Here is a 13268-nt window from a genome sequence, read left to right as displayed (position 1 = left end):
TGAAGGCCATTAATGTGGCCCGGGAAGTTGACGACCCCGAGGCCTGAGGAAAATCCCCATGAACCCTGCACCGGAAACAGAAAACCCCGACGAACCACGACCACCCGGAGAAACCGAGCGCGACAACGATGCCCTGCGTCCCACCGACCCGACGCGGCGCAAGGAAAGCGGCAAAGGCACGTCGAGCGGCGAATCCACTGCGCAAGAAACAGCAAAGAATGCAGATTAGCGTCGCTCTTCCGGAACAGCGTCTATGCTCATTCGCACGCGGCGTTGAACGTGGGTTCAACGCCGTTTGTCGCCAATGATCACAGGGAATGTTCTGCCTATGAAACGCCACGCACTGACCAAAGCCATCACCCTTGCCACCTTGCTCTCTGCCACCAGCCTGAGCGCCGTTGCCGCGGACATTCCGCTGTCTGCCGTCGTGGAAGCGGATCAAGTCACCACCAAGGTCGTTTCTGTCGATGCCGCCAACCATCAAGTCGTACTTGAGGGGCCTGAAGGCAATCAGGTGCATGTGCAAATGACCGACAAAGCCAAGAACCTCGGCAAGTTGAAAGCCGGGGATCAGGTCGACGTCAAGGTAACCCGCGCTGTCGCGGCCTACCTCGACACCGATATCGACAAGGGCCTGCCAGGCAGCATCGAGCGAACCGGTGAAGTCCGCGCCGCGCCGGGCAGTGACAATCCTGGTGGCGAAGCCTACCGTCAGGTACAGGTACAGCTGAAAATCACCGGTATCGATGCGAAGAACAATCGAGTGACCTTCGAAAACCCTAAAGGCCAGTCCAAGACGGTTGATGTGGTAAGGCCGGAAGTTCAAGCCAAACTCAAAGACCTGAAAGTAGGCCAAAGTGTGTATGTGACCTACACCGACATACTGACCGTGACCAGCAGAACCGGAAGTTGAGTGACTGCTCTATTTATTGATTATTCCTGTACAAGTTGTATAGGAATAATCACTCGTTTGGACGATTTGGCGCGTTCTAATGCCGGTTGGATTAATATTTGAATCGACATTTGATAAATATGTATCGGTAAATTTCATATTTATACTCGCGGACAACTTCATCGAGTTGATTTAAAATGCGCCTCGTTCGCCCAGTGTCACGGCTCTTTACCAGTGCATGGATTGCCGAGGCCATTGCACTGGGCGAACACCTTCGTAGGTTTTATATCAAGATTTCATAGGGCAAAGGGCGACGGTCATGTCGCCCTTTTTTATGGGTTCTGTTTTATTCGGTTTTCATCTTGCGCCAGTCATCCGAGCCGGAAGTGCTGGATGCAATGTGAGTCCACGAAATTTTCCGATAGGAAAACTCTACATCTTGCAAGTGAGTAAAGTGTGCGTTGGCAGGGTCTTGGCAGTTATGCATGTAGTCTTTGATATTGACGATGATTGCGTCCTCCAAAACGGTTGTGTAGTAGTGCTCTTGAACGCCATGCCCTGAAGTACGGAACCATTGGATTTCGATTTTTGTAAGGCATTCGCCGGATGTCAGCGCTGCCAGCAACAGTGGAGAGGACTTGTCGAATACCTTGGTGATCACCGCAGGTTTATGAAGGCGCTGGCCGGTAGGCTGACCGGACTGCGAGTCACGCGGAATGCTTATTTCGTGCTTGAAACCTTGAATCATTACCTGGTCTTCGTGACCTTCCTGATAGGTGTTGCCAACGGAGTCGGCCGTGAAGGCGCCAGCAGTGATCAGGCCCTGTTTCTCGCCGGTGACGGACATATACGCGGGTGTAGCCATGGATGCTCTCCTTGCTAGGATTGGGTTAGGCTCTCGAAAGGTACGATCGCCAGATGGGAGCCACACGATTAACAAGGTCCGTGCCACACCCCGCAAAGCCCCGAAAGCCGCCAGTCGAGTCAATTCAGGGAACGTTTGCTCGCAAAATCACCTCGATATTTGCGCAGGAAGTTGCGCGACAGGAGGCGGATTTTGGCGCACCTTGTTGAATCGCCCGACAGACCGAATGATCCACTTCGCGCCAAGCCCCATGCAGCCTGCCAAGCGGGCAGTTTTTGGCGCATCACGGCTATAGGCCACCACCGCAGTCCCGAGACGGAGTGACGACATGAAAATCCTGATGGTTTTAACGTCCCACGATCAATTGGGTAACACCGGCAAGAAAACCGGATTCTGGCTGGAAGAATTCGCGGCACCGTATTTCGCCTTTAAGGATGCCGGCGCTCAATTGACCCTGGCCTCGCCCAAGGGCGGTCAACCACCGCTGGACCCGAAAAGCGACGAGCCGGATGCGCAAACCGAAGCCACCGAACGTTTTCGCAAGGATTCGGCGGCGCAGTCGGCCTTGGCGTCAACGGCGTTGCTCAGCTCGGTAAACGCCGGCGACTACGATGCGGTCTTCTATCCCGGCGGCCATGGCCCGCTGTGGGACCTGGCCGAAGACAAACACTCGATTGCCCTGATCGAGGCGTTCTACAACGCCGGCAAACCGGTCGCGGCCGTTTGCCATGCGCCCGGTGTTTTACGGCATGCCAAAACCGCGGACGGCCAGCCTTTGGTCAAAGGCAAGAAGGTGACGGGTTTTACCAACAGTGAAGAAGACGCCGTGCAGTTGACCGATATCGTGCCGTTTCTGGTGGAAGACGAGCTCAAGGCCAAGGGCGGGATTTTTTCCAAGGGGCCGGACTGGGCGAGCTATGTGCTCACCGATGGTCTGTTGCTGACCGGGCAGAATCCGGCGTCGTCCCAGGCGGCGGCCGAGGCTTTGTTGGCGAAATTGAAGTCGTAGAAAATCAAAAGGTCGCAACCTGCGACAGCGCCTACAGGGGCATGTGAACACCTGTAGGCTGTCGCAGGCTGCGATCTTTTTTGTTTATCCGTTCAATGCGGTAAAGCACTGCTCGATCGAGCGCCGCTGCGTTTCTGCATACAGCCCCAACTCGTCAATGGTCGGGCGGCCCAACGCCTTCTCGAACGCTTGCTGATTGGAGTGCACGCCGTAGTGGGTTTGCGCAGCGTCCCCCAGGTTTGACTGAAAAATGCCCGCTGCGCTGACCGGCAGAAAGTCCTCGTACACCAACGGTTCTACTCGCAAATAGCCGCCACTGACCAGGTCTTCCAGTGGCAAGGTTTTCAGTTCGGTCGCTGCCAAGCCTTTTTCCGTCACGAAGTAGCGAAAGTACGCCAGTTCCTCACGGCGCATGCCCTCGTAGGTGTCAGGAAATTCGCTGAAGTGTTGCGCCATCAGCGTGTTGTAACGCTGGGCGTTGGCTTCATTGGGGAAGTCCTTGAGTTCGTCCCGCGCAGCATTGAGCAAACGGTCATACAGCGCCCGGCCTTTGGGGGTGAGGGCCGCACCGCGTTGTTCGATTTCGCCGAAGCGAGCGCTATGGCTGCCGCGTGTCTGGGCCTGGTCGGTGAACGCCACCGGTTCGTCGAGGGCTTTGAAACTGGTTTGGCGCAGCAGGATCGGGCACTGGCGACGCGGTGGGCCTTCGATCACCGCTTTGGGGGTGATGCCGTGGGCGGGCATCTGTGCCTGAACGATGTCGATGTCCAGGGTGCGCGGCGTCAGGTGATTGATGTGCGGGCCTTTGAACGCCACCACGTCGGCAATCAGGCGATGTTGAGCGCTGAGTTTCTGGTACTGCTCGGCAGTCACCGTCGCGCTGTGGTGCCAGCGGAACGTTTCCAGCGCCTGCTCGACGAATGTTTCAGCCTCTTGTTCAGTAAGCCCACCCTGGTTTTCAGCGCGCTCGATCAACTTCAATGCAACTGGAGTGAAGATCGAACGCTTGTCCAGCACCGACTGAGCGAATGCCCGCAGTTCAAGGTCTTCAATCAGCTCCAGGCGCAACAATGAGGTGAAAACGCGGAACGGGCTGACCTGCAGCGCCAATTCATGCACCGCACGAAACGCCGTGGAATGCACCGGCACGCCGGCCGGCGTCAGGTCGTAATACCCCACCGGCTGCATGCCCATCACCGCGAACAGGCGGGCGAGGGTGGCCAGTTCAGCGGCGGTGCCGACGCGAATCGCACCGTGGCGCTCCAGGTCCAGTCGCTCGATTTCGCCGGTGCTGTGCAACTGCTGCGCCACTTGCGGATCGCTGTCGAGCACGTGGCGGTTGGTTTTTTCAACCAGTTCCATCAACGCGCCGTACAGCGGCACTTCCTCGCGGTACATGTCGGACATCGCTTTGGAGAAGCGTTGGCGGATCAGGTCAGGGCTGACGAAGTTCGGGTGGTTCATGAACAGAATTCCTGGCGCGGTGACGAGAAGGATGGAAGAAAAGATCGCAGCCTTGGGCGTCGCCGACAAACGAAGTTTCTGACGGACTTCATTCTGCAAAGGACTGCATCGTTAATGCAGTCGTTGATCCTGCGGGCTTTCCGATCGTAACGATGCCAAAAACTCCCGATAAAGGTGAGCTGATCCGGCCGGTGCCTCGACCATCGGCATATGACCGATGCCTTCCCAGATTTCCACCCGCAGATCCGCGATGCCTTTGCTCCAGATCGCCACGCTGCTGACGTCGATCAAGCGATCCTTGCGTCCCCACAGCAACAACGCCGGGGCTTTGATCGACGGCAGTTTCGGCTCCATCGGCGGGCTGGCGCGAAAGTCGCGGAAGATTTCTTCCAGTTCGTCCCGTGCCTGTTCATAGCGATGGGCGATGGCGTCCAGTACCACGCGCGGCACCCACGGTGGATCGGCCATGGTCATGGCATAGAAATAGTTGAACTCTTCCCGCGAGTTGATCAGGAACGGGTTGTGGCCCTTGGCCAAATGCCGCTCCAGATCACTGGGCTCCGGCGCGGTGACGCCCGCCGGATCGATCAGGGCGACCGAGACAATGCGCTCCGGATACGTGGCCGCCAGCCATGCCGCCAGGTAGCCCCCCATCGAGTTGCCGATCACATGGACCTTGTCCACGCCGCAGACATCCAGCAACTGGATCATGCGCTTGGCCTGCAGCGGGATGTCATAGCCGCCACCGGCCTTGAAGCCGGTTTCGCCATGGCCGGCGATGTCGGGAATGATGACCCGATAGTTGCCGACAAAATATCGGGCAAAGCGCAACCAGATGTTTTTGTCGGCGCTGTAGCCATGCAGCATCAACACGTTGCTGGACGCTTCATAAGGGCCGCCTTGCCAGGTCGAGACGGTCATTTCGGCGATGGGCACAACAATCTTGTGCAGCTTGTACAGCTTGGCTTCGGCGGCCGTGCTCAAGTTGTAAATCAAATAGCCGATGGCCGGGTAACTCAGCCAGCTCCAGGCGGCAAACACCGCGATAGCGACAACCAGTAAAAGCATCAGGCGCCTTCCTTCTGACGGATCAGGACAATATGTGATCGGCCGGTTTCAGGGTTCGGGTCAAACGGTGGAAGCTGAAACTGAACCCCGGGAACATGGCTATCACATGACCGCTCTTGCTTTGATACCAACTGTGGCAGCCTCCCGACTTCCACACCGTGCGCTCCATTTCTCTATGGATCATTTCAGTGTAGGTACGTTCTGCCTCGGGGCGAACTTCAATGCTGCGCAAACCTTGTGCTTTTAACGTGCGAATGCAGTCGAGGATGTAGTTCATCTGCGATTCGATGATAAACAACGCCGAGGTATGGCCGATGCCGGTGTTCGGGCCGGTGACGATAAACAGGTTGGGAAAGTCCGGCAGGGCGGTGCCGAGGTAGGCTCGGGGAAATTCGGCCCAGACATTTCGCAGTTGCGTGCCGTCTTTGCCGGTGACCGGGTAGGAAATTACCCCGTCGGTGGCGTCATAACCGGTGGACCAGACAATCAGGTCGAGGTCGATGTGCTGGCCGTCCTGCATGACGATGCCGGTTTCATCGATTGCGGCGATGCCTTGTTCGCGGCTGTGCAGCGTGACGTTGCTACGCGCCAGTGCCGGGTACAGCGTGCTCGACAGAATCACCCGTTTGCAGCCGATGGTGTAGTCCGGCGTCAGTTTTCGCCGAAGTTCGCTATCTGCAACCTGGCGCTTGATGAACCGCAGGGCCTGTTGCTGGACCATTCGCACCGCCGGTTTTGAGTATTTGAAGGCAATTACCCGGGTTTCGAACTGCCAGTAGATCATCCAGCGCAGCAGCGTGTAGGCCGGCTTGAGCCCAAGCAACCAGCGCTGGAAACGCCCGAATGTGCGGTCAGCCCTGGGCAACACCCAATGCGGCGTGCGCTGGAACACGTGCAAATGCCCGACGTCCGGGGCTATCGCTGGAATCACCTGGGCCGCACTGGCGCCGCTGCCGACAATGGCAACGCGTTTTCGCCGGTAATCGTAGGCATGGTCCCAATTATTGGTGTGAAAGGTTTTGCCCTGAAAGCGTTCCTGCCCTTCGAAGTGTGGGACTACCGGCTGGCTCAAAGGGCCTGTGGCGTTGATCAGGAATTGTGCGTGGAACGTGCCTTTGGTGGTGTGCACGGCCCAGCGTTTGCCGGCATCGTCCCATTCGACACGCTCGACATTGGCTTGCAGTTCCACCCGGTCGCGCAGGCCGAATCGCTCCATCACATAACCGGTGTAACGATGAAGTTCGTCCTGCGCGGCGAACATCTGCGTCCAGCGGTAGGGGGCAAAGGACAGCGAATACAGCGGCGAGGGCACGTCGACCGCCGCGCCGGGGTAGGTGTTCTGGCACCAGGTACCACCGAAGAAGTCCCGCCGCTCCAGCAGTCGAAAGTCGGTGATGCCGGCCTTGAGCAAATTGACGGCGGCGCACTGGCCACCAAAACCGCTGCCGATGATCAACACTTGAAAGGTCTGCATGCGCCTCCTTGTTTATCGTTTTCAGGCAATGCCTTTCTTCATGTATAGCCAAACGCCGGGCCATTGCATCCGGGATTGATGTCGCCTGAGAAGCCTGCTGGCGGTCCTGCCATAGCGGGCTGCCAGCCGGTGATGGCTATTTAACGTTGCCCTGTTAGACTCCAAACATACCTGCAACCCCGGTGTTATCAGGTTTCGTTCCGTGTGGCAGAGGTCCCAATGGGAAAGATGGGAGGAAATGGACTTTCACTGGCCAGGAGGCTCTACACATCGCGCATCCTCGGCCTCGTGCTGGGTTTGTTATGCGTGGGTGTGGCGATGTACCCACTCAATCCGGCGCCCTGGGTCTGGGGCCTCATGCTATTCAACGGTTTGCTCTGGCCGCACCTGGCTTTCCAATGGGCGCGCCGCGCTGCGCGTCCCTATCATGCGGAACACCGTAACTTGCTGGTAGACGCCTTCATGGGGGGCTTTTGGGTGGTCGCCATGCACTTCAACCCTTTGCCCAGCGCCACCACCATTTCCATGATGGCGATGAACAATGCCGCCATCGGCGGCTTGCGTTTTCTGCTGGCGGGCAGCGCCGCGCAGGTGCTCGGGATGGGCGTCGGCTGGCTGATATTCAGGCCTGTGCTTGTTCCTGAAACCAGCCAGCTCCAGCTCTATGCCTGTTTGCCGCTGATGTGTTTTTATCCGCTGGCGCTGGGTTTGATCTGCTATCGCCAGGCGCATACCCTCGGGCGACAGAAGCGTGAGTTACTGGCCCTGAGCCGCACCGACAGCCTGACCGGGCTGCTCAATCACGGCGCCTGGAAGGACCAACTGGAAGTCGAATTCCAGCGCTGCCAACGGCAACAGCAGGGCGCGGCGATTGCCCTGATCGACATCGACCATTTCAAAAGCATCAACGACACCTACGGCCACGTCGCCGGTGACATCGTGTTGCGGCAACTGAGCAAGATCCTCAAGCAGAACCTGCGGGCCACTGATGTCGCCGGGCGTTATGGGGGAGACGAGTTCTGCGTGATCCTTCCGGACCTGCCCCTGAACAGCGCCGCTGCGGTCATGGAGGGCCTGCGGGATCGCTTCGCCACGCTGGGGTATGAACAGAATCCAGCGCTGAAAGTCAGCCTGAGTATTGGCCTTGCGGCGTTCAATCCTGGGCACACGGAGGCGACGCTGTGGCTCAATGATGCGGATCAGGCGTTGTATGAGGCCAAGAGCACAGGGCGCAATCGGGTGATCTGCTGCGGTGACGGGCGGGCGCATCAGGAACTGCTGGATTCCGTTTGACCCTGTTTGCGAGGTTGCCCGCGAAGGCGCCGAGTCAGGCGCCGGCGGACGGGCTACCCATCATTCCTTGACGCTCATGAACTCCTCCGCATAGCGGATGTATTCCTCAGGTTGCGTGTAGGTGTGGGTCAGTTCGGTGGCGCTCAGGTCCGAGGCCTGGGTGAAGATCTGGCGCTGTTCGCGCAGGCTGTCGTAGGTCGCCTTGATCGCGGCGAAGTAGGCGCCATGGCCGTCGATGGTGACGCGCACGCCGAGTTCGGCCAGGCGTTTGTCGTCGCGCAGCAGCGGGTTGCCGTAAGTCACCAGCATCAGCGGGACGCTCAGGTGTTCGGCGATTTGCTCCAGGTGGTCGAAATCCTTCACGCCTACCATGCAAATGCCATCGGCACCTGCGCGCTGGTACTGCTGGGTGCGGCTGATGATTTCCTGCACTGGCAGAATCCCCGCGTGGGTGCGGGCGATGATTGCCATTTCCGAATCGCAGCGGGCTTCCAGTGCCGCGCGGATCTTGCCGACGCCCTCGGCGACCGTGATCAGGTCGGTGGATTTGCGGCCGAACTGCGCCGGCAGCAGGGTATCTTCGATGGTCAGGGCCGCGATACCAGCGCGTTCCAGTTCGACGATGGTGCGCATCACATTCAATGCGTTGCCGTAGCCGTGGTCGGCGTCGGCAATGACCGGCAACTGGGCGACACGACCAATGCGGGTGGCTTGTTCGGCGAACTCACTGAGGGTGATCAAGGCAAAGTCGGGCGCGCCCAGTACCTGTAACGAGGCAACCGAACCTCCCAGGATGCCTACCTCAAACCCCAGGTCGGCGGCGATGCGTGCCGACATCGGATCGAAGACCGATGCGGTGTGGTAGCAGGTGTTGGAGGCGAACAGTTGGCGAAAATTGCGGCGTAAATCTTGATGTGACAGCCTGGACATATGAGTTCCACCAATGGAAATGGAAGGGCTTGAGCAAAAGTGTCAACGCCGAAGATGTAAAAGGCTATCACGCTGGGGAGTCAAGAATGATGACGAATTTGCCGTGATTGCTGCCTTTTGGTGTATGCCATTGTTTGATTCAAGAAAAAAAGCGGGATATGACGAGCCCCGGTGACGGGTTACGCCGCCACCGCCTGTTGCTGTTGGTTGAGCAGTGGCACGGCCCGGACAGAATCACCGGGTTGCAACTGCAGGCGCTTGGCGGTGAGCCGATCAACCATCAGGCTGCGCCCGGCCTGTCGCGCGCGGGCAGCGGTGATGCGACAGTTTTCCAGCCTTCGATTGTGGATCAACCATATCGGCGCCTGGTCGTCCGCGGCGCCAATCGCCAACTCCAGCAACTGACTGTCGCGCACGGTGCGAATGCCGGACGTCGGGGCTTCGATCACCGGGCCGGCGTCGAAGATGTCGATGTAGCCCTTGTGGGCAAAACCCTCGGCGCTGAGGATTTTCAGTGCCGCTTCGCTGTTGGCGTGAGGTTTGCCAATCACCGCTTGCGCCTGTTCGGTGAGCAGGCAGGTGTAAATGGGTTGGCGGGGCATCAGTTCGGCGATGAACGACTTGTTGCCCAGTCCGGACAAGTGATCGGCATGGCTGAAGTCCATCTTGAAAAAGTGTCGGCCCACGCTGTCCCAGAAGGGCGAGCAGCCCTGTTCGTCGGCACTGCCGCGCAACTCGGCGATGAGTTTGTCGCCGAACAAGTGCGGGAACTCCGCCACAAACAATAACCGGCTCAAAGACAATAAACGCCCGTGGCTGCCCAAACGTTGATCGGGGCGCAGGAACAACGTGCAGAGTTCCGATTGCCCGGTCATTTCATTGCTCAGGAACAAGGTCGGAATGTGTCGCTGGATGCCCAGGTCCCGGGATGAACTGACGGTCAAACCGACCCGGTAGTTGTACCAGGGTTCGCGCAAGCCCACGGCGCCTGCCACGGCACTCACGCCCACCACTTGCTGGTCATCGTCTTCAAGCACGAACAGGTAGTCCGCATCGGCGCGTTCGACCTGTTCGGCGAACGTTCTTTTCGCCCATCGCAAACGGTAGTTCAACCGTTCCTCGTCCGCCGGCAACGTCGTCAGGCTCCGGCCCGCGAGCCGAACCAGTGCGAGCAGGGCGGGCAGGTCGGTCACCTGGACCGGTCGGACAATCATGATGCCGCTCCTGCTTCGAGCTTGTTCAGAGAGGGTGGTCGGGCACCGCGCTTGACGCTGCTCACAGGGCAATCAACCGCACTTGTCGGCCTTCGCTCACCTTCAGTGCTGCACACATCGCGGCATCGAGGGTGACAGGTTGCCCGGGGATGTAGTCCAGTTCTGCGACGATGGCGCGAAAGTTTTCCAGCGAATCATTGCTGACCAGATAACGTCCCCGGGCGTCGATGGACCCACCGGGACTGGCCGGGGTGGTTGCGCTGCGGGCGATGGAGCGAATATTGCCGGTGCGGGCATACAGCGTCGGGCCGCCGTCGAAGAGGTCGACGTAATTATTGGTTTCGAATCCTTCGCGCTCAAGGATATCGAAAGCTTCCTGGCCGTCGGGGTGGACGCGGCCGATGCAGTCCTGCGCCGCCTGGGGCAGCATGGGCACGTAGATCGGGTATTGCGGCATCAGTTCGGCGAGAAACGACCGGCTTTCCAGGCCACACAAGCGTTCCGCTTCAACGTAGGGCAAATCGAAGAAGTGCTTGCCCACGGCATCCCAGAAGGGTGAATGGCCCTCATCGCTGCTGTAACCGACGATTTCGGTAATCACGGTGTCGGAAAAACGCTGGGGATGGGCTGCGATGAATAGCAGGCGCGCGCGCGACAACAGTTCGGAAGAGGCGGTTCGCACCCATGCCGCATCGATGTGGAAGCCGCGCAGCAGGGTGTGGCCGCTGAGGTCGTGGCACAGCGACAACGCGGGTACACCATGATCGATGTTCAGCTCCCGCGAGGCACTGTTGAAGTGGCGATTGCGCAGGCTGTAGAACGGTTCGTCATACCCGGCAGTGGCGAGAATCTCCGAGCAGCCCACCAAACAGCGGTGGGTCAGGTCCTCCAGGACAAAGAGGTAATTCTCCGGCCCGGGGCTCTGCACGCTTTGCTGGAATGACGTACAGGAGTCGAGAATTTTTTCTCTTAAACGCTCGCTGTCGTCCGGTAAAGACGTCACGCCCACCAGGCTTTCACGAGCAAGGCGCTGCAACTGGGGCAGGTCGGTTAACTGCACTGGACGCAAGACCAGCATGGATGCACTCCTGTCTCAATGGGCTCGGTGGCGGGCACCCAGCCTGACAATCACTGTCGGTTTTCCACGCGTTTCATCGGCGGTAGCCTCGTAGGGCGTCGCTCTTTTTTCATTTGTTACCGGTATGACCACACGCACTTCCCGTGCCCGCTGCAGAACATGCAAAGGGGGTGGTCGTAGTGTTTACGTCTGGTGTTCGTACGGATCGGAATCCAGACCGGCATCGATGATCAGGTCTTTCAACAAAGGCATCCGGGCTCCTGCTGGATGTGGGCTATCGGTAATCCGTTGAAGGCAGTATTTATTTAAGCCGCACTCCATGTCTAGCTAATTTTCGTGCGCGATTTCAACGCCCGGTAACGGTGCTCTATAGCGGTGCATTGAGGCTACGGGGAAGTCCATCCGTCTTGTAGGCCATCGCCTAAAGTGCAGTCAGAGATGGCTGATCCTGTGACAGAAAAAAGCCCTCGACTGTCCGTGGCCACCGCTCGAACGAAACACCCCCGACGACCTTTCTTACGGCACAATTGTTAAGTTCTGGCGGTCAGACGCCGTTCATCCCTTCCACCGACAGAGAAAACTTCCGTGCAGGCGACTCGTTTGACCCTGATGTGCCACGCTCGAACCGTCGCACAAAAACTTGCGTGTTTTCCTACGGACGAGCCAGTGGAGATGGATTGGCAATCTGCGCGGGGTTCGCTCAGCAGGCAATTCAAGGGCACACCGAAGCTGTTATGCGGGCCGGAGTTGCGCACCCGCCAAACCGCCGAGTTGTTCGGCAGCACGTTTGAGGTCGTTGCAGCGTTGAGGGATTGCGATTTCGGGCGTTGGCGCGGCGCACGGATCAATGACTTGCAGACCTCTGAGCCTGAATTGCTCGCGGGCTGGATCGCCGACCCGGATTCAGCGCCACATGATGGCGAGTCGGTGGCGCAAGTCTGTGAACGAACGGCCGCGTGGCTGATGACGCTGCAAGCCACGCCTGGACATGTCATCGCCGTGACCCATCCGTTTGTCATTCGCGCCGCGCTGAGCCACGTCCTGCAAAGTCCGGCGTATAACCTCATCGATGTCGAGCCGTTGTCGGCCATCGAACTGCGGTTCAATGGTTGCTGGCGTTTGCGTTTACCGGGCATTGATCGTGAAGGGGTGTCTTGATGAAAAAAATACTGGTCATCGGCATCGGTGCCGGAAATCCCGATTACATCACCCTGCAAGCGGTCAAGGCGCTGAATCGGGTTGACGTGTTTTTTCTCATGGACAAGGGCCAGAGCAAAGACAAGCTGATCGACCTGCGCCGCGACCTCTGTGAGCGCTACATCAGCCACCACGATTACCGTTTTGTCGAAGCCGTGAGCCCGGAACGCGAGCGTGGCGATGTGGACTACACTTCGAGCGTCGATGATTTGAACGTTGCCAAGCAGCGGATTTTCGAGCGCTTGATCAATGAGCAGTTGGCTGACGGCCAATGCGGCGGGTTCCTGGTTTGGGGCGACCCGGCGCTGTACGACAGCACGCTGCGAATCCTGCAGGCCATTCTCGCGTCAGGCGCCTGCACGTTCGAGTTCGAGGTGATTCCCGGCATCACCAGCGTCCAGGCGCTGGCGGCGCAGCACAAGGTCACGCTCAATCAGATCGGTGGTTCGGTGGAAATCACGACGGGCCGGCGATTGGCCGCCGGTCAGGTGAGCGATGCCGATACGCTGGTGGTCATGCTGGATGCGCAGGATGCCTATCAGCAGGTGGCAGATCAGGAAACGCAGATTTACTGGGGGGCCTACCTCGGGACGCCGGATGAGATCCTGATCAGCGGCAAGCTCAAGGACGTGGCGCAGGAGATCGAGCGGGTGCGCAAGGCGGCCAGAATGACCAATGGCTGGATCATGGACACCTATTTACTGCGCAAGCCCTAGCGGCACGCTCCGCAAAAAGAGCACGTACATCCAATTTTTTTCTCCCCGCCACCGGCACCATTGACGCG

13 protein-coding genes are annotated in these 13268 nt (G+C 58.7%); 6 read left to right on the top strand and 7 right to left on the bottom strand.

The window, feature by feature from the left end:
• The first annotated feature begins 58 nt into the window (after nt 1–58).
• Nucleotides 59–229 (top strand): hypothetical protein, encoded by a 171-nt coding sequence (locus KHO07_RS17115; protein ID WP_212624982.1) that lies wholly within the window; start codon nt 59–61, stop codon nt 227–229.
• A 99-nt stretch (nt 230–328) separates the two neighbouring features.
• Entirely contained in the window at nt 329–913 is a 585-nt protein-coding gene (locus KHO07_RS17110) for a hypothetical protein (protein ID WP_212624981.1), read from the top strand.
• A gap of 325 nt (nt 914–1238) precedes the next feature.
• Here the strand turns inward: KHO07_RS17110 and KHO07_RS17105 are convergent, their stop codons facing one another.
• The gene (locus KHO07_RS17105; protein ID WP_150733545.1) at nt 1239–1757 is read right to left on the bottom strand and encodes an Hcp family type VI secretion system effector; all 519 of its coding nucleotides are present in this window, start codon (nt 1755–1757) and stop codon (nt 1239–1241) included.
• 328 nt (nt 1758–2085) lie between these two features.
• On the opposite strand from KHO07_RS17105, the gene KHO07_RS17100 reads away from it, so the two are divergent.
• Nucleotides 2086–2766, top strand: coding sequence for a type 1 glutamine amidotransferase domain-containing protein (locus tag KHO07_RS17100; RefSeq protein ID WP_212624980.1), 681 nt, complete (start codon nt 2086–2088; stop codon nt 2764–2766).
• Between the two features lie 84 nt (nt 2767–2850).
• On the opposite strand, the gene KHO07_RS17095 is transcribed toward KHO07_RS17100, so the two are convergent.
• The 3 genes from KHO07_RS17095 to KHO07_RS17085 all read right to left on the bottom strand — a co-directional run bounded on the left by KHO07_RS17095 (nt 2851) and on the right by KHO07_RS17085 (nt 6772).
• Nucleotides 2851–4230, bottom strand: a complete 1380-nt coding sequence (locus KHO07_RS17095; protein ID WP_212624979.1) for a VOC family protein — start codon at nt 4228–4230, stop codon at nt 2851–2853.
• A gap of 111 nt (nt 4231–4341) precedes the next feature.
• On the bottom strand, nt 4342–5298 hold the full coding sequence (locus KHO07_RS17090; RefSeq protein ID WP_212624978.1) for an alpha/beta fold hydrolase: 957 nt from the start codon (nt 5296–5298) through the stop codon (nt 4342–4344).
• A 22-nt stretch (nt 5299–5320) separates the two neighbouring features.
• Nucleotides 5321–6772: an NAD(P)/FAD-dependent oxidoreductase gene (locus KHO07_RS17085; protein WP_212624977.1), complete on the bottom strand. Its 1452-nt coding sequence runs from the start codon at nt 6770–6772 to the stop codon at nt 5321–5323.
• A gap of 219 nt (nt 6773–6991) precedes the next feature.
• Between KHO07_RS17085 and KHO07_RS17080 the strand changes: the two genes are divergently transcribed.
• Nucleotides 6992–8065 carry a diguanylate cyclase gene (locus KHO07_RS17080; protein WP_150733550.1) on the top strand — a complete coding sequence of 358 codons (1074 nt, stop codon included), beginning with the start codon at nt 6992–6994 and terminating at the stop codon, nt 8063–8065.
• A 60-nt stretch (nt 8066–8125) separates the two neighbouring features.
• Here KHO07_RS17080 and KHO07_RS17075 read toward each other — a convergent pair whose 3' ends face one another.
• The 3 genes from KHO07_RS17075 to KHO07_RS17065 all read right to left on the bottom strand — a co-directional run bounded on the left by KHO07_RS17075 (nt 8126) and on the right by KHO07_RS17065 (nt 11287).
• A complete protein-coding gene (locus KHO07_RS17075; protein ID WP_150733551.1) occupies nt 8126–8995 on the bottom strand; it encodes an oxaloacetate decarboxylase in 870 nt (289 codons plus the stop codon).
• A 179-nt stretch (nt 8996–9174) separates the two neighbouring features.
• A complete protein-coding gene (astA, locus tag KHO07_RS17070) occupies nt 9175–10209 on the bottom strand; it encodes an arginine N-succinyltransferase (RefSeq protein WP_212624976.1) in 1035 nt (344 codons plus the stop codon).
• Between the two features lie 61 nt (nt 10210–10270).
• Nucleotides 10271–11287, bottom strand: coding sequence for an arginine N-succinyltransferase (locus tag KHO07_RS17065; protein ID WP_212624975.1), 1017 nt, complete (start codon nt 11285–11287; stop codon nt 10271–10273).
• 585 nt (nt 11288–11872) lie between these two features.
• Here KHO07_RS17065 and KHO07_RS17060 point away from each other — a divergent pair.
• Together KHO07_RS17060 and cobF are read left to right on the top strand one after the other, a co-directional pair.
• The gene (locus KHO07_RS17060; protein ID WP_212624974.1) at nt 11873–12445 is read left to right on the top strand and encodes a histidine phosphatase family protein; all 573 of its coding nucleotides are present in this window, start codon (nt 11873–11875) and stop codon (nt 12443–12445) included.
• A complete protein-coding gene (cobF, locus tag KHO07_RS17055) occupies nt 12445–13200 on the top strand; it encodes a precorrin-6A synthase (deacetylating) (RefSeq protein WP_212624973.1) in 756 nt (251 codons plus the stop codon). Before KHO07_RS17060 ends, cobF begins: the two co-directional genes overlap by 1 nt.
• Nucleotides 13201–13268: the final 68 nt, after the last annotated feature.

Origin of the sequence: Pseudomonas sp. PP3 (assembly GCF_905336995.1) — a bacterium.
In the GTDB taxonomy this organism is placed as follows: Bacteria; Pseudomonadota; Gammaproteobacteria; order Pseudomonadales; family Pseudomonadaceae; genus Aquipseudomonas; species Aquipseudomonas reinekei.
Note: the sequence above shows the minus strand (reverse complement) of the source record. Positions and strands in the feature narration are given on the sequence as shown.